We start from the raw sequence: 15,840 nt of genomic DNA on the forward strand, positions 1-15,840 counted from the left end.
TTCGTACGCCGGGTCACTCCACCAGGGTGGCGAACGCGACCACGTTGTCCGGGTAGCTCTTGACGGTCTCGTCGAACTGACCGCCGCAGGTGACCACCCGCAGGCCGGGCCGGTCGTTCGGCCCGTACACGAGATCGGTGGGGAAGGACGTCTTCGGGTACGACTTCACCGAGTCGACCTGGAAGGTGGCGGGCTTTCCGTCCGCACGCTGGACGGTGATCGTGTCTCCCGGGACGAGGGAGCCGAGGTCGAAGAAGACGGCCGGGCCGAGCACCGCCGAGTCCACGTGGCCGACGATAACCGCGTTGCCGGTCTCGCCGGGGCTCGCGCCCGGTTCGTACCAGCCGGCCTTTTCGGCCTGCTCCAACGGGGGGACCTGGACGGTGCCGTCCGGGTTGGTGCCGAGCGACATGATCGTCGCGTTGACGCCGATCCGGGGGATCTCGATGCTCGTCGGGGCGGAGCGGCCCAGCCCGACCGGAGCGTCCCCCCGCGCGGCGCCCTCTCCGTCGTCGAGCCGGCCGGCGTCGGTGCCGGTGACCGCCGATTGGCTGACCTCTGGGCCGGCCTGGGCCAGCGGCTGCGGGGGGCGGGGAGGGGGCGTGGTCTTCAGCGCCGCGCCGATCATGCCGGCGCCGATCATGGCCAGGGTGACGACGACGGCCGCGCCGGCGGCACGCCACGGTCTCCCGTGACGGCCGCCGGCCCGTGCCATCGTCACGTCAGACGAGGGAACCATCGGTCCGCCGACGACGCATCAGAACGATCCCGCCCAGCGCGGCAGCGCCGAGCAGGCTCGCGCCGCCGGTGGCCAGGCCCCGGTCGGTGCCGGTGCTGGCGCCACCGTCACCACCGTCGACCCCGCCGTGGGGCAGCACGACGAGCTCGCCTTCGCCGCACGAACCCTTGAGCTCGTAGCGACCCGGCTTGGCGTCCTTGTCGACCTTGGCCTCGCCGTAGTACACGAACTCGCGCTCGCGCTCCCAGCCGTCCTTGCCGCGGTCGTCGCCGTTCGAGTCCCAGCCCTTGTCGGAGCCGTACTCGTCGGAGCCCTTGTTCTCCCAGCCCTTGTCCGAGCCGTACTCGTCGGAGCCGTACTCGTCGGAGCCCTTGTTCTCCCAGCCCTTGTCCGAGCCGTACTCGTCCGAGCCGTACTCGTCGTGGTCCTTGGAGTCCCAGTCCTTCTTGCCTTCGTCCTTGGACTCCCAGTCCTTCTTGCCTTCGTCCTTGGACTCCCAGTCCTTCTTGCCTTCGTCCTTGGACTCCCAGTCCTTCTTGCCTTCGTCCTTGGAGCCCCAGTCCTTGTCGCGGCTGTTCTCCGCGTCCTGGCCGTGCTCCTCGCCCTTCCAGTCCTTGCTGTCCTTGCCGCCCTCGTCGCCGTGGGCGTCGGCAGCAGCGCCGCCGCCCTGGCCACCGGGCTGGGCACCGTCGACGGGCGGCTGCGGCTTGTCCTTGCCGTTCTCGTCCTTGCCCTCGTGGCCCTTGCCCTTGTCGTCCTTGTCGTTCTTGCCGTGCTCGTCCTTCTTGCCCTTGTCGTCCTTGCCGTGCTCGTCCTTGTTCCGGTCCTCGTGGTCGTAGGAGCCGTCCTCCTTGTTCCACTCGCCGCGGTCCTCGCCCCGGTCGTCCCGCACCGGCTTGAGCTTGACCTTGCCGGTGACCTTGGACCAGACGAACGCGTGCTCCTGCCGATCCGGGCAGATCTCCAGGAGCTTGACCTCTTCGCCAGCCTTCACGACGTGCGGCTTGGCAAAGACCTTGCCATCACGGTGCTTGCCGCCGTCGTGGTGCCCGTCGGCGAACGCGATCCCGGGCGCGAACACCAGGAGCGATGCCCCGCCGAGCGCGGCGCCCGCAACGACCTTCCCGAGCATCTTCTTAGCCATGACCTGCGTACTCCATCCCTATTGTCCTGAGCCCGGCGACAGCCGAGCTAAGACCGACGTTAGACGGTTTCATGAAGTTTGAACGGAAACATTCGCGTTTTGACCTTTACTGCTGGTAGGCGGCAAAGGAGTGCTACGCGGCTTTATTGGCGTGCAGGGCGTCTTGGGCGCACAACCGCATTCCGGGGCGATCATGGTGTTCCGCGCCCGCAGTGCCTGCCCGCCAGTGCTCATCCGGTAAGGACCGAGCCTGTTGTGCTCGTGCCGGTCGGTCCCGCTCGGGGGTATCGTCCGAGTCGCAGGGCCGCTCACGCATCGAGCCATTGCCATGGAAGCGCTCCCATGCAAGAATCGGCGCACGCGGTTCGGGGAGCCACACCGCGCAGGCAGGGCGTCGAGGGCATCCGGCTTCGCCGGACGACATCCAGCCGCACTGGGATCGGCCCCGCGCCGGTCGTTCACCACCACCGCAGCCCGTCCGGGTCGGGCACCCCCAAAAATCCCGTTGGCGCCGGCGGCCGTCCGCTCCAGGACGTCTCACCGGGCCGTCCCACGCCGGGCCGTACGCGAGCCCGGTCTCGCCCAAGGAGATCAGTGGCATGAATGTGTGGAGAAGGCTGTCCGGCCCACGCCGGACCTTCGCGCTCGCAGGCGCGGGTGTGCTGGTCGCCGGAGGGTTGGTGACGATCCCCGTGACCGCGGCGCAGGCCGCGACGCAGTGCGAGATCGTCTACACGACGAACGACTGGCCCGGTGGCTTCACCGGCAACATCACCATCAAGAACCTCGGCGACCCGGTCAACGGCTGGACGCTGGGCTGGACCTTCCCCAACTCCAGCCAGCGGGTGCAGCAGGGTTGGTCGGCCGAGTTCACCCAGTCCGGCAGCCAGGTCACCGCCCGCAACCTGTCCTACAACGGCAGCCTCGCCACCGGCGCGTCGACGAACATCGGGTTCAACGGCGCGTGGAGCGGCAGTAACCCGAAGCCGACGTCGTTCACCCTCAACGGCGTGGTCTGCAACGGCGGTGGCCCGACCACCCCGCCGACCACGGCTCCGCCGACCACGGCTCCGCCCACCACGGCTCCGCCCACCACCCCGCCGCCGACCACGCCGCCGCCCGGAACCAAGGTGGACAACCCGTACGCCGGTGTTCCCGGGTACGTGAACCCGGAGTGGAAGGCCAAGGCGGACGCCGAGGCGGGCGGAAGCCGGGTTTCCAACAACCCCACCGCGGTGTGGCTGGACCGGATCGCCGCCATCAACGGCACGCCGGACAGCAGCTCCAACGGCGCCTTCGGGGTGCGTGACCACCTGGACGAGGCGCTGCGCCAGGGCGCCGGTTACATCCAGTTCGTGATCTACAACCTGCCCGGCCGGGACTGCTCCGCGCTCGCCTCCAACGGTGAGCTCGGCCCGAACGAGCTGCCCAGGTACAAGGCCGAGTACATCGACCCGATCTTCGCGATCCAGTCCGACTCGAAGTACCGGAACCTGCGGATCATCAACGTCATCGAGATCGACTCACTGCCGAACCTGGTCACCAACACCTCGGGCAACGCCGGCGGTACCGTGATGTGTGACACGGTCAAGGCCAACGGCGCCTACGTCAACGGCGTCGGCTACGCCCTGGCGAAGCTGGGCTCGCTCGGCAACGTCTACAACTACGTCGACGCCGGCCACCACGGCTGGCTCGGCTGGGACACCAACTTCGGCCCGACCGCCGACATCCTGAAGACCGCCGCGGTCGCCTCCGGCAGCACGGTCAACAACGTGCACGGGTTCATCGTCAACACGGCGAACTACTCGGCGCTGCGTGAGCCGTACTTCAAGGTCACCGACAACGTGAACGGCCAGACGGTGCGGCAGTCGAAGTGGGTGGACTGGAACTACTACGTCGACGAGCTGTCCTTCGCCCAGGCGTTCCGTGACAAGCTGGTCTCGATCGGCTTCAACTCCGGCATCGGCATGCTGATCGACACGTCCCGCAACGGCTGGGGCGGCTCCGCGCGGCCCACCGGACCGGGCGCGACGACCAGCGTCGACACGTACGTCAACGGGGGTCGCGTCGACCGCCGGCACCACCTCGGCAACTGGTGCAACCAGGCCGGCGCCGGTCTCGGTGAGCGTCCTCGGGCCAACCCGGAGCCGGGCATCGACGCGTATGTCTGGGTGAAGCCGCCGGGTGAGTCGGACGGCTCCAGCCGGGAGATCCCGAACAACGAGGGCAAGGGCTTCGACCGGATGTGCGACCCGACGTACGGCGGCAACGCCCGCAACGGCAACAGCCTCTCCGGTGCCCTGCCGGACGCGCCGATCTCCGGTGCGTGGTTCTCCGCCCAGTTCCAGGAGCTCATGCGCAACGCGTACCCGGCGCTCTGACCGGGTAGCGCACGCACCGAACCGCCGCCGGCAGTAGGTGAGGCACTGCTGGCGGTAGGTTCCCCCCGGGTCCCCGGTCCGACCATCACGGTCGGGCCGGGGACCCACCCCTTGTCACCCCTCGGTCAGGGCACAGTGCGCTCGATCGCCGCCCGGCCCTGCTCGGCGAGGTCACGCCGGGCCTTGTCGAGGTTCTCCGGTGTGAGGTCCTGCCCGCGGGCCATCACCAGGTCCTCCGGCTCCCAGGGCTGCTCCGCCCCGGTGCGGATGTTGTCCCCGCCCGCGCCGGTGCCCGTCCCGGTCGCGCCGGTGCCGGCAGCGTAGGGATCGCCGATCAGCTCGTCGGTGTCCGGCGCGAGATCATCCGGTCGGCCCCGGGGCTCGGCGAAGCCCGGTGTGTCGCGGTCCGGGCCGCCCCCGGTCCGCAGTTGCGGGACGGTGCTGTCGTCGTCCACCGCAGCGGCCGTTTGCGGGCTCTCTTCCAGCGGCGGTCGGCGGTCGCGATCGGTCATGGTGCTGCCTCCTGGGTCCGACACGTTGCCTGATCCCTCGCGTACCCCATGCCGGGGCGCCCATGCCCGGCCCCACCCGCGGTCAGCTGCCGGGCTGGTCCTCGACGGCGTGTCCGGCACCTCCGGGTCCGCCCGGGTGGTGTCGGCCCGAACGGGCGACGTGGGGCAGGACGTGCGGGAGCGCCCCGGCCGGTGTCGGCCGGGGCGCCCGGTGGCTCGCTCAGCGATCAGGCACGCGTCCTCAACGACCCAGCACGCGGTCCAGGAAGTCCCGGTAGTTGCGGACCGCCATGCGCAGCTGCTCGGTGTCCGTCGAGCCGGCGTCCTGCCATCCACCCAGCTTGGTCTTCTGCGCGGCCAGCGCCGAGGAGAGCGCCTGGATGGCCTCCTCCACCAGCGACTGCGCCTCGCCGGCCGCCGAGTGCGGGTCGTCCACGAACCGCAGCTGTACGTCCCGCCAACGGTCCCGGAATCCCTGGGCCGCGTCCGCTTCGAGCAGGGTCGCAGGCTCGTCGGCCACGGTCGAACCGGTGGGCCGCGACGTTCCGGCCGACTCCAACGAACCGGTGGCGCCACCGACGACGGGCACCGCTTCGGCGTCCGCGTCCGGGTCGACCATCTCCGGCGTCGCGCTGCCGTAGCCGGCCGCGCCGGCCGCCGTCGCGTCCGGATCCCCGGCCCATTCGGTCAGGTCACCGCGCCGCTCGGCCGCACCGTCGGTGCTCCCCGCCGGTACGACGGTCCGGGTCGACCCGTCGGCGTCCCGGTCGTCGGCGTCCCAGTCGGCTTCCGGGTCGGTGTCCCGGCGGTGCAGTTCGGCGGTGGGGTCGGCGGTCAGACCCACCCGCTCGCCGTCCTCGGCGCCGTCGCCGGGCTCGGCGGTCCGCTCGGCCCGGGGGTCGGGCTGGTCCTGCGGACGGGGGCTGGCCAGCGCGGACGCGGCCACCGCGTCCCCCACCGTGGTCGCGCCGAACGCGGTCGGCAGGGGCCCGGGCTCGTGGAAGCCGCCCTCGTCGTCGCGGGCGTCAGTCGGGTCGGTGCCGCGGTCGTCCGCCCGGTGGCGCCGGTCGGCGGCCGTCTCGTCGTCGAGGTCCTGGTCGAAGTCGTCGGTCCGGTCGTGGTCGGCGGTCGGGTCGTCGAAGGTGCCCCGGTCGTCCAGAGCGTCCTCGGGTACGTCCGAGCGGTCGTCCCGGTGGGCGCGGTCGGTGCGGTCGTCCCGGTCGCCGTTCGGCGGCACCGGTACCGGCGCGGACCGGATGGCCTCGGGGTGGTCGTTGCTCACCTGCTCGTCCTGGCGCATGGATGGCCTCCTCAGCGGCTCGTGGCGTCGTGCGGAGTGTCCGGGTGGCGCTGTTCGGGTGCGTGCTGGCCGACCGGCTCTTCGCCGAGCAGATCGGCGAAGAGGGCCCGGTAGTGCACGACCGCCTGGCGCAGCTCCTCGGTGCCGGCCTCGCCCCGGGAGTTGCGCAGGTGGATCTCGTGCGCGTCCCGGTAGTTGGTCAGCGTGCGGGCGTGTTCGACGGAGAGATGGGCGATCTGGTCGGAGAAGTCCCCGGTCGGGTAGCCCCGCTCCTCGATGAGTCGGGTGACGAGTTCATCCGCGTCGCCCACGGTCTCGCCGGGCGAGTCGATGAAGCGGATCTGAAGCTCCTCCCAGGCGGCGGCGTAGTGGGACCGCGACTCCGGGCTGAGTGGGGTGAGCGTGAGTTCGGCGTGCCGGCGTTCCCGATCGCGCAGTTCGCGCTCGGCGGCGGACCGGCTGTCCTGCTCCTGGACCATGCGGTCGTACTCCGGCCCGAACCGGCTCTGCAGTTGGCGGCGGCGGCTCACCGACCGGGCGGCCACGGCCAGTGCTGCGACGATCACCAGCACGACGATGACGATGACGATTATCTGCGTGGACGACATGGGCTCCTCCTTCGCTACCTGGTATTCCCTCCGCGTACTGATCGCCAATCCCGATCCGAGGCACTTTCCGCGCCGATCCGTGTCTGGTTTCGCCGACCGGGGGTGTTTTCGGGCGTGGTGATGACGAGGGACACAGGGCGGCCGCCGGCCAAAACTTGACTCATTCCAGATTGCGCGCTTGAGTTGGTTGATGTCGTCGGTCCGGCACACCGCACACCACGCATCCGGAGGAGAGCGATGAGCGACCCACAGGCCAGCAAGCCGATCCTCACGACCCGCCAGGGTCACCCCGTGCACAACAACCAGCAGCAGCGGACGGTCGGCTCGCGCGGCCCCGCGACGCTGGAGAACTACCACTTCCTGGAGAAGATCAGCCACTTCGACCGGGAGCGCATCCCGGAGCGGGTCGTGCACGCGCGCGGCTTCGTCGCGCACGGTGAGTTCGAGGCGTACGGGACGATCGGTGACGAGCCCGCCGCCACGTACACCCGCGCCAAGCTGTTCCAGACCAAGGGCACGAAGACCCCCGTCACCATCCGGTTCTCCACCGTCATCGGTGGCCGGGACTCCTCCGAGGCCGCCCGCGACCCGCGCGGCTTCGCGGTCAAGTTCCGCACCGAGGACGGCAACTGGGACATGGTGGGCAACAACCTCCAGGTCTTCTTCATCCGCGACGCGATCAAGTTCCCCGACGTGATCCACTCGCTGAAGCCGGACCCGGTGACCTTCCGCCAGGAGCCGAACCGGATCTTCGACTTCATGTCGAACACGCCGGAGTCGATGCACATGCTGACCTGGCTCTTCTCCCCGTACGGCATCCCGAAGAACTACCGCACCATGCGCGGCTCCGGCGTCAACACCTACCGCCTCGTCAACGCCCAGGGCGAGGGCGTGCTGGTCAAGTTCCACTGGCTCACCCAGCAGGGCGAGCAGAACCTGACCCAGGCCCAGGCGGACGCGATCCAGGCCACCGAGCTGGGCCACGCCTCCAAGGACCTCTACGAGGCGATCGAGCGCGGCGAGTACCCGCAGTGGGAGCTCAACGTGCAGATCATGAGCGACGACGAGCACCCGGAGCTGGACTTCGACCCGCTCGACGACACCAAGATCTGGCCGGAGGAGCAGTTCCCGTACCTGCCGGTCGGCATGATGACGCTCAACCGCAACATCACCGACCACCACAACGAGAACGAGCAGATCGCCTTCGGCACCGGCGTGCTGGTCGACGGGATCGACTTCTCCGACGACAAGATGCTGGTGGGCCGAACCTTCTCCTACTCGGACACCCAGCGCTACCGGGTCGGCCCGAACTACCTCCAACTGCCGATCAACCGGCCGCGGGAGGACGTGCGGGTCAGCACCAACCAGGGCGGCGGCCAGATGTCGTACGACGTGGACAACCGGGGCGACAACCCGCACATCAACTTCGAGCCGTCCTCGGTCGCCGGTCTCGCCGAGGCCGACGAGTCCTATCGGGAGTACCGGCCGTTCGTCTCGGGTCAGATCATGAAGGCCCCGATCGAGCGGCAGAACAACTATTCGCAGGCCGGCCGCCGTTTCCGCGAGATGGCGGACTGGGAGCGCGACGACCTCATCCTCAACCTGACCACGCTGCTGGCCCAGTGCGACAAGCACATCCAGGAGAAGATGGTCTGGCACTTCAGCCAGTGCGACGAGAACTACGGCCGGCGGGTCGCCGAGGGCCTCGGCATCGCCTGATCCGTACCGCGTCACCACGAGCGCCCCGCCGGTCCGCCGGCGGGGCGTTCGTCGTCCCGGCCAGGGCTGCATTCCGCAGCGTCGATGTCCGTGCGACGGGCGGTAGTGCAACGGCGCGCGATTACGTATCCTGCCCAAGGCGCCCGCGCCGGTGCCCGACCTGGACGGTCGGGCGCGCACCCGGCGAGCGCGTTGCCCGGCGGTGCCGGCGCCCCTCCTGCCACCCCTTGACGGGCGAGGTCTGATGAGAACCCGCGACTGGCCGATCCGCTCGAAGCTGACCGCGTTGGTCGTCGCGCCGGTGACCGCGCTGCTGGCGCTGTGGATATTCGCGACGACGCTGACCTTCGGCCCCGCCCTGGACCTGCTCTCCGCGCGCACCCTGCTCTACGACCTGGGCCGCCCCGGCGAGACCGTGGTCACCGAGCTGCAACGGGAACGCAGGCTGTCGGTGGTGCAACTCGCCGGCACCACCGAGCTGCCCGCCCTCGCCGAGCAACGGCAGCGCACCGACCGCGCGGTGGCCGAACTGCGCCGCCGGGCGAGCGGGGAGGAGCTGCGCGACGCCGGCGACGACCTGCTCGACGCCCGCGTCGACCAGTTGCTCAACGCCCTGGCGGCGCTGCCCAGCGGGCGGGACTTCATCGACGACCGCAAGCTGGACCGGGCCGGTGCCATCGGCCTCTACAGCGGCATGGTCTCGTCGTCCTTCCAGGCGTTCGCGGCGATGGCGAACCTGAGCGATCCCGGCATCAACCGGCAGGCGCTGGCGCTCACCGCGCTGGGCCGCTCCCGGGAGCTGCTCGGCCAGGCCGACGCCCTGCTGGCCGGCGCACTGACCGCCGGCCGGTTCGCCGAGGGGGAGCACACCCAACTTGTGCAGGCCATCGGCAACCAGCGGTGGCTCTCCGAGAGCGCGGTCGCCGACCTGCCCGAGGCCGGCCGACTCGCGTACCAGCGGTTGACCGAGACCGAGGCGTTCACCCGGCTGCGCACCATGCAGGACGCGCTGGTCGTGGCCGACCGCACCGGCAGGCCACCCGTGGACGCGGCCAGTTGGCAGGCGAGCCACGACACTGTGCAGCAGCAGCTCCGCGACTTCGAGCTGGCCGAGGCCGACGGGCTCACCGACCGCTCGGTGCCGATGGCCGTCCGGATCCTGATCCGGCTGGCCGCCGCCGGTGTGCTCGGGCTCGTCGCCGTGGTGGTCTCGGTGCTGGTGGCGGTGCGGGTCGGCCGCACGCTGGTCCAGCGCCTCAGCGGGGTCCGTACCGCCGCGCTTGAGCTGGCCGAGCACCGCCTGCCGGACGTGGTGACCCGGCTGCGCCGCGGCGAGCTGGTCGACGTCGCGCGGGAGGCGCCGCCCCTGGAGTACGGCGACGACGAGATCGGCGAGGTCGGGCGGGCCTTCACCAAGGTGCAGCGCACCGCCGTCCAGGCCGCAGTGGACGAGGTAACCCTGCGCCGGGGCCTCAACGAGGTGTTCCTCAACATCGCCCGGCGCAGCCAGGGGCTGGTGCACCGGCAGCTGCACCTGCTGGACCGGATGGAGCGACGCGCCGAGGACCCGGACGAGCTGGCCGAACTGTTCCAGGTGGACCATCTGGCCACCCGGCTCCGCCGACACGCCGAGGACCTGGTCATCCTCGCCGGCTCCGCGCCGGGCCGGGGGTGGCGCAACCCGGTCGCGATGGTCGACCTGGTTCGCGGCGCGATCTCCGAGGTCGAGGCGTACGACCGGGTGGACATCACGGCCGTGCAGCCGGCCGGTGTGCTGGGCCGGGCTGTCGGTGACGTCATCCACCTGCTCGCCGAGCTGATCGAGAACGCCACCGCCTTCTCGCCGCCGGACACCCGGGTCACCGTGACGGGCGAGCAGGTGGCCAACGGGTACGTCCTGGAGATCACCGACCAGGGGCTGGGGATGTCCGAGGCGGCACTGGAGAGCGCCAACACCCGGCTGGCCACGTCGCCCGAGTTCGACCCGACCCAGAGCGCCCGACTCGGCCTGTTCGTGGTGGCCCGGCTGGCGGCCCGGCACGCGGTACGCGTCCAGCTGCGCCCCGGCAGGGAGAGCGGGGTGACCGCCGTGGTGCTGGTCCCCAGCGACCTGGTGACCGCCGAGCCGCCGGCCGGGCACGACCCCGCCGCGCCGGCCGCCGCCTCGGGTGAGCGGCGACTGGCCCGGCCCGTCCGCCGGGTCACCGTGCCCCGGCCCGGCCGCACCCGCCCTCCGGCGGCACCGCCCGCCACCCCGGCTGCGGCGCCACCGCCCGAGAACGTGCCCGGCGCCGACGCGCCTGGCACCAACGGCTCCGGCGCTGACGGGTCTGGCGCTGACGCGCCTGGCACCAACGGCTCCGGCACCAACGGGTCCGACGCCGATCGACAGGGCGGCGACGGGCCGGGCTCCGAGGTGACGGCGTCCTCGGACGAGGCGGGGGACGACCTGGACGGCCTGCCCCGCCGGGTGCGACGGCGTACCCCCACCGCCGTGCCCCGGTCGACGGCCACCGACGCGCCCACACCCCGGTCGCCGGAGGAGGTTCGCCGAATCATGGCGGCACTGCAGGCCGGCACCGCCCGTGGCCGGGCCACCGGCTCACCTCCGACCTCGGCCGCCCCGCGAGGGGCGGCTGGTTCGGTTCCGTCCGCGACCTCGACTGCCGCGACCGTCTCGGCGAACCCGGTGGCTCGGGCGGCTCCGGTCGACCGCGCCAGAGCGGACCGGGACACCACCGAACGCCCGACCGAGATTGAGAGGGACGCCTAGTGCGGCAAACGACGAAGCAGGGCGCCAGCCTCGACTGGCTGCTCGACGAGCTGGTGCAACGGGTGCCAGCCGCCCGGGAGGCGGTGGTGCTCTCCGCCGACGGGCTGCTGCTCGGCTCCTCGACCGAGCTGGAGCGCTCCGACGCCGAGCACCTCTGCGCGCTCGCCGCCGGCTTCTCCAGCCTGGCCCGGGGCGCGAGCCGACACGTGGACGGTGGTCCGGTTCGGCAGACCGTGGTCGAGATGGAGTCGGCGTACCTCTTCGTCACCGCCGCCGGGCAGGGTGCCTGCCTGGCGGTCGTCAGCGACTCGGACGCGGACATCGGCCTGGTCGCATACGAGATGGCGATGCTGGTCATCCGCGTGGGGGAGAACCTCAGCGCGCCGGCCCGACCGTCGGCGGGTGCCGGTGATGCGGGCTGAACCGCCCGGGCCCCAGCACGAGTGGCTGGACGGCGACGCGGGCCCGGTCGTGCGCCCGTACACGCTCACCGGCGGCCGGGTACGCGCCGCCGTCGGGTTCGACCTGGTCGCGTTCGTGCTGGCCAGCGCGGACCTCGACCCGACGGACCACCCGCAGTTGCTCCCGGAGCACCGGCGGCTGGTCGCGCTCGCCAGTCGGCCCATCTCGGTGGCCGAGTTGGCCTCCGAGCTGGACCTCGCGGTCGGGGTGATCCGGGTGCTGCTCGGTGACCTTCTCGCTCAGGGCCTGGTCGCGGTGCACGAGCCGCCGGCCGACGGCAATCTTCCCGACTACGACATCCTCAAGGCGGTGGTCAGTGGACTCCGTGCGTTATGACCATGCGGGCACTCGCACCACCATCCCGCTGGCACTGAAGATCCTCATCGCCGGAGGCTTCGGGGCCGGCAAGACGACGCTGGTGAGCGCGTTGAGCGAGGTCCGCCCGTTGCAGACCGAGGAGGTGCTGACCGGGGCCGGGATCGGCACCGACGACCTCTCCGGCGTGGAGGGCAAGTCGACCACCACGGTGGCGATGGACTTCGGCCGGATCACCATCAACGACGACCTTCAGGTCTACCTGTTCGGCACCCCGGGCCAGGACCGGTTCTGGTTCCTCTGGGACGAGCTGGCCTTCGGCGCGCTCGGCGCGGTGGTGCTCGCCGACACCCGGCGGCTGGCCGACTGCTTCCCGTCCATCGACTACTTCGAGCAGCGCGGCATCCCGTTCGTGGTAGGCGTGAACTGCTTCGACGACACCCGTCGGTTTGAGTTGGAGACGCTACGCCGGGCGCTCGACCTGGATCCGGACGTGCCGATGGTGCTCTGCGACGCCCGGGACCGGCAGTCCGGCAAGCTGGTGTTGATCTCCCTGGTCGAGCACGTGGCGCGCCAGCGCGGTGAGCCGGTGCCGGCCGCCTGACCCGCTGCCGCGGGCGGCGACCTGGTCGTCTGCCGGCACGGGGGCCGCCGACGCCGATCCGGTGCCGGAAAGCTGGTTAGCGGGCCGGCATCGTGGGCAGCTCTGGTTGGATCAACCGAGGATGCCGGCGAAGGGGTGGGGCGTGAGTGGTCAGGGTGAGATCGTCCACATCGGGGGTTACACCGCGCACAGCGGCGGGCGGGGCAGCGGCATCGTCGCCGCCCACCGGGACGCGGCCACCGGGGCGCTGACCCCGCTGGGCACGGCGGCGGTCACCGAGTCCCCCTCGTTCCTGGTGCGGCACCCCAGCCAGCCGGTGCTCTACGCGGTCAACGAGGTGACCGACGGGGCGATCAGCGCCTGGCGCGTCGGTCCCGACGGTGCACTCGACCCGCTCGGCAGCCGTTCGACCGGCGGCGCCGAGCCCTGTCACCTGGCGGTGCTGCCCGACGGCGGGCACCTGGTCGCGGCGAACTACGGCGGCGGCAGCGTCGCGGTCTTCCCGCTCGACGCACAGGGCGTGCCCGGCGAGCGCACGGACCTCGTGGTGCACGAAGGGCACGGTCCCGACCCGGAACGCCAGGACCGGGCGCACACCCACATGGTCTCGCCGGGGCCGGGCCGAGCGCCGCTGCTCGCGGTGGACCTCGGCACCGACTCGGTCTACCGGTACGACCTGGACGGCTCCAGCGGGCGGTTGACGCCGCGCGGGCCACGGATGCGGACAGCGCCGGGCACCGGGCCGCGGCACCTGGCCCGTCACCCCGACGGGCGGCGCTGCTATCTGGTCGGCGAGCTGGACGCCTCGGTCGCCGCGTACGAGCTGACCGACGACGGGACGCTGCACCAGCGCGGTCGGGTCGAGGCGAGCGAGCGGACCGGCCACGTCCAGCCGTCGGAGGTCGCGGTCGGCCCGGATGGCCGTTTCCTCTATGTCGCCAATCGTGGGGTGGGCACGATCGCGGTCTTCAATCTCGCCGGGGAGCCGCCCGAGCTGGTGGCCGAAGTGGACACCGATGGCGAGTGGCCTCGACACTTCGCGCTGGTCGGGGAGCATCTCTACGTCGCCGACGAGCGGGCGGACATGGTGCGGGTCTTCCGGCTGGACGCGAGCACCGGCATTCCGGTGCCGGTCGGCGAGCCCGTGGCGGTGCCGAGCCCGACCTGCGTACTGCCGTGAGTCGATGCGTCGCCCGAGCGAGACGTGAGGATGATGCCGGTTTGACAACCGCTCGGGGCGGCTTCATCACTCTGTGTCGCTAAATGGTGATCAACTGTTTCTCCTGCGTAACTTTAGTCCGAACGGTTGTGGCAGAGACGGCATCTAATACGCAAGATGGTCAGCGTGTCAGCAGGCCGCCATCGCATGCGTTCGAAACTCCACCTCGCCGCCGCCGGAGTAACGGCGACGGTTCTCGTCGTGACCACCGGCGTCTGGTTCGGCTACAAGGAACTGATTCAGCCGAGCTGTTCCGGTGAGATCCGACTCGCCGTGGCGGTCGCCTCCGAGCTCGCGCCCGCGGTGGACGCCGCCGCGTCCCAATGGGTCAAGGACGGCGCTGCGGTAGGCCCCACCTGCATCCGCGTCGATGTCTCGGCGTCCGACCCGGTCGACGTGGCAGCCGTGGTGGCCGCGAAGCACGGCGCCGTCCTGGCGGGTGTCGGGCAGGCCAGCGGCACAGCCGTCACCCCGGACGTCTGGGTGCCGGACTCCTCGACCTGGCTGCTGAGGCTCAAGAAGGACGCGACCGCGTTCGCCCCGACCAACGGCGCCTCCATCGCGCGCAGCCCTGTCGTCGTCGCGATGCCGGAGCCCGTGGCCACCCGGTTGGGTTGGCCCAACGCGAAGTTCACCTGGGCCGACCTCCTCAAGCAGGTCAACAGCAGCAAGCCGCTTCGTACCGGCATCGTCGAGCCGACCCGGGACGCGGCCGGCCTGTCCGGTCTGCTCTCGCTGACCGCGGCCGCCAGCGCGGCCGGTGGCGACACCCAGCGCAACACCGTCGGTGCGCTGCGGGCGCTGGCCACGGGCCGGTCGTCACTGCGCAGCGACCTGGTGGCACGCTTCCCGACCGCCACGGACCCGACCTCCATCGCGAGCGGTCTCGGTGCGGCGGCGCTGTCCGAGGAAGACGTGATCGCCTACAACAGCAAGAAGCCGCCGGTGCCGCTCGCCGCGCTCTACATGGAGCCGGCGCCGATGCCGCTGGACTACCCGTACGCGGTGCTGCCCGGCATCGAGCCGGCCAAGGCGTCGGCGGCCAAGGTGCTGTTCGAGCTGCTCACCGCCCCGAAGTTCCGGGACCGGTTGGCGACGCAGGCGCTGCGCGGGCCGGACGGCAACTGGGGCGCCGGCTTCAACGCGCCACAGGGCGCCCCGAGCCCGTCCGGCGGCGCGTCGTCCGCGCCGGCGGCCGGCGGCACGGCGGCGGGTGGCCTGGACCCGGCCGCGATCCAGCGCGTCGTCTCCAGCTGGTCGATCGCTACCCAGTCCGGCCGGATGCTCTGCGTCATCGACGTCTCCGGCTCGATGAAGGAAGAGGTGCCCAGCGCCAACAAGCGCAGCCGGGAGGAGGTCACCGTGGACGCGGCGCGTCGCGGCCTCGGCCTCTTCGACGACTCCTGGTCGATCGGCCTCTGGACCTTCTCCACCAGGCTCGTGGGAAACCGGGACTACCGGGAGTTGGTCCCCATCGGCCCGCTCTCCAGCCAGCGGGGTCAGCTCGAGGCGGCGCTCGGCACCATCAAGCCCTCCAACGGTGACACCGGCCTCTACGACACCATGCTGGCCGCGTACCAGGCGGTCCAGGAGGACTGGCAGCCCGGCCGGGTCAACTCGATCGTGCTGTTCACCGACGGCAAGAACGAGGACGACAACGGCCTCAACCAGCAGCAGCTGCTGGCCAAGCTGAAGCAGATCGCCGACCCGGAGCGACCGGTGCAGGTCATCATGATCGGTATCGGTGAGAGCGTCAGCAAGGCCGAGCTGGAGTCGATCACGAAGGTCACCGGTGGCGATGTCTTCGTCACCAAGGACCCGAGTGAGATCGGCAGCATCTTCCTCAGCGCCATCGCCCGCCGCCCGCCGGCGCCGCGCTGAGCCGAGGCACAGCACGAGGGGCCCGCCGGACCGCCAATCCGGTACGGCGGACTCCTTGTGTAGCCACGGGGTTGAGGAAAAGTGACGGCAATACGTCGGAAGCAATCGGTAGTCATAGTTATCAGGGCAGGATGTCGACGTGTCCCGGCATTGTCGGTCCGCCCCGGTTGCCCCGGCCGTCGG

General features: G+C 71.1%; 13 protein-coding genes. 8 read left to right on the forward strand and 5 right to left on the reverse strand.

Annotation, left to right across the window (positions count from 1 at the left end; all coding sequences use genetic code 11):
• Window positions 1–13 precede the first annotated feature (13 nt).
• Both ABZ780_RS16890 and ABZ780_RS16895 read right to left on the reverse strand, forming a co-directional pair.
• Window positions 14–721 (reverse strand): class F sortase, encoded by a 708-nt coding sequence (locus tag ABZ780_RS16890; protein ID WP_357007841.1) that lies wholly within the window; start codon window positions 719–721, stop codon window positions 14–16.
• Between the two features lies 1 nt (window position 722).
• Window positions 723–1,883 (reverse strand): hypothetical protein, encoded by a 1,161-nt coding sequence (locus ABZ780_RS16895; protein WP_357007844.1) that lies wholly within the window; start codon window positions 1,881–1,883, stop codon window positions 723–725.
• A 599-nt stretch (window positions 1,884–2,482) separates the two neighbouring features.
• Here ABZ780_RS16895 and ABZ780_RS16900 point away from each other — a divergent pair.
• The gene (locus ABZ780_RS16900; protein WP_357007847.1) at window positions 2,483–4,264 is read left to right on the forward strand and encodes a glycoside hydrolase family 6 protein; all 1,782 of its coding nucleotides are present in this window, start codon (window positions 2,483–2,485) and stop codon (window positions 4,262–4,264) included.
• 125 nt (window positions 4,265–4,389) lie between these two features.
• On the opposite strand, the gene ABZ780_RS16905 is transcribed toward ABZ780_RS16900, so the two are convergent.
• The 3 genes from ABZ780_RS16905 to ABZ780_RS16915 all read right to left on the reverse strand — a co-directional run bounded on the left by ABZ780_RS16905 (window position 4,390) and on the right by ABZ780_RS16915 (window position 6,684).
• The gene (locus ABZ780_RS16905) at window positions 4,390–4,776 is read right to left on the reverse strand and encodes a hypothetical protein (RefSeq protein ID WP_357007849.1); all 387 of its coding nucleotides are present in this window, start codon (window positions 4,774–4,776) and stop codon (window positions 4,390–4,392) included.
• Window positions 4,777–5,017: 241 nt separating this feature from the next.
• Window positions 5,018–6,076: a hypothetical protein gene (locus ABZ780_RS16910; protein ID WP_357007852.1), complete on the reverse strand. Its 1,059-nt coding sequence runs from the start codon at window positions 6,074–6,076 to the stop codon at window positions 5,018–5,020.
• An 11-nt stretch (window positions 6,077–6,087) separates the two neighbouring features.
• The gene (locus ABZ780_RS16915; protein WP_357007855.1) at window positions 6,088–6,684 is read right to left on the reverse strand and encodes a hypothetical protein; all 597 of its coding nucleotides are present in this window, start codon (window positions 6,682–6,684) and stop codon (window positions 6,088–6,090) included.
• 237 nt (window positions 6,685–6,921) lie between these two features.
• On the opposite strand from ABZ780_RS16915, the gene ABZ780_RS16920 reads away from it, so the two are divergent.
• From ABZ780_RS16920 to ABZ780_RS16950, 7 genes are all read left to right on the forward strand, one after another.
• Window positions 6,922–8,403 (forward strand): catalase, encoded by a 1,482-nt coding sequence (locus ABZ780_RS16920; RefSeq protein ID WP_357007858.1) that lies wholly within the window; start codon window positions 6,922–6,924, stop codon window positions 8,401–8,403.
• A gap of 244 nt (window positions 8,404–8,647) precedes the next feature.
• Window positions 8,648–11,176 (forward strand): nitrate- and nitrite sensing domain-containing protein, encoded by a 2,529-nt coding sequence (locus ABZ780_RS16925; RefSeq protein WP_357007861.1) that lies wholly within the window; start codon window positions 8,648–8,650, stop codon window positions 11,174–11,176.
• Complete coding sequence (locus tag ABZ780_RS16930; RefSeq protein WP_357007864.1) at window positions 11,176–11,598, forward strand: roadblock/LC7 domain-containing protein; 423 nt, start codon at window positions 11,176–11,178, stop codon at window positions 11,596–11,598. The genes ABZ780_RS16925 and ABZ780_RS16930 overlap by 1 nt, the downstream gene beginning before the upstream one ends.
• Complete coding sequence (locus ABZ780_RS16935; RefSeq protein ID WP_357007867.1) at window positions 11,588–11,974, forward strand: DUF742 domain-containing protein; 387 nt, start codon at window positions 11,588–11,590, stop codon at window positions 11,972–11,974. Before ABZ780_RS16930 ends, ABZ780_RS16935 begins: the two co-directional genes overlap by 11 nt.
• On the forward strand, window positions 11,955–12,557 hold the full coding sequence (locus ABZ780_RS16940) for an ATP/GTP-binding protein (protein WP_357007870.1): 603 nt from the start codon (window positions 11,955–11,957) through the stop codon (window positions 12,555–12,557). Before ABZ780_RS16935 ends, ABZ780_RS16940 begins: the two co-directional genes overlap by 20 nt.
• Window positions 12,558–12,699: 142 nt before the next feature.
• Entirely contained in the window at window positions 12,700–13,737 is a 1,038-nt protein-coding gene (locus tag ABZ780_RS16945; RefSeq protein WP_357007872.1) for a lactonase family protein, read from the forward strand.
• 165 nt (window positions 13,738–13,902) lie between these two features.
• Complete coding sequence (locus ABZ780_RS16950) at window positions 13,903–15,657, forward strand: substrate-binding domain-containing protein (protein ID WP_357486559.1); 1,755 nt, start codon at window positions 13,903–13,905, stop codon at window positions 15,655–15,657.
• The last annotated feature ends 183 nt before the right edge of the window (window positions 15,658–15,840 follow it).

The sequence above is a fragment of the Micromonospora sp. NPDC047467 genome (assembly GCF_040643095.1).
Lineage (GTDB): Bacteria > Actinomycetota > Actinomycetes > Mycobacteriales > Micromonosporaceae > Micromonospora.

Coding starts and splice junctions, on each gene's coding strand:
- ABZ780_RS16915 (WP_357007855.1), bottom strand. CDS start 6,684: ATGTCGTCCACGCAGATAATCGTCATCGTCATCGTCGTGCTGGTGATC.
- ABZ780_RS16905 (WP_357007849.1), bottom strand. CDS start 4,776: ATGACCGATCGCGACCGCCGACCGCCGCTGGAAGAGAGCCCGCAAACG.
- ABZ780_RS16895 (WP_357007844.1), bottom strand. CDS start 1,883: ATGGCTAAGAAGATGCTCGGGAAGGTCGTTGCGGGCGCCGCGCTCGGC.
- ABZ780_RS16935 (WP_357007867.1), top strand. CDS start 11,588: ATGCGGGCTGAACCGCCCGGGCCCCAGCACGAGTGGCTGGACGGCGAC.
- ABZ780_RS16900 (WP_357007847.1), top strand. CDS start 2,483: ATGAATGTGTGGAGAAGGCTGTCCGGCCCACGCCGGACCTTCGCGCTC.
- ABZ780_RS16910 (WP_357007852.1), bottom strand. CDS start 6,076: ATGCGCCAGGACGAGCAGGTGAGCAACGACCACCCCGAGGCCATCCGG.
- ABZ780_RS16920 (WP_357007858.1), top strand. CDS start 6,922: ATGAGCGACCCACAGGCCAGCAAGCCGATCCTCACGACCCGCCAGGGT.
- ABZ780_RS16925 (WP_357007861.1), top strand. CDS start 8,648: ATGAGAACCCGCGACTGGCCGATCCGCTCGAAGCTGACCGCGTTGGTC.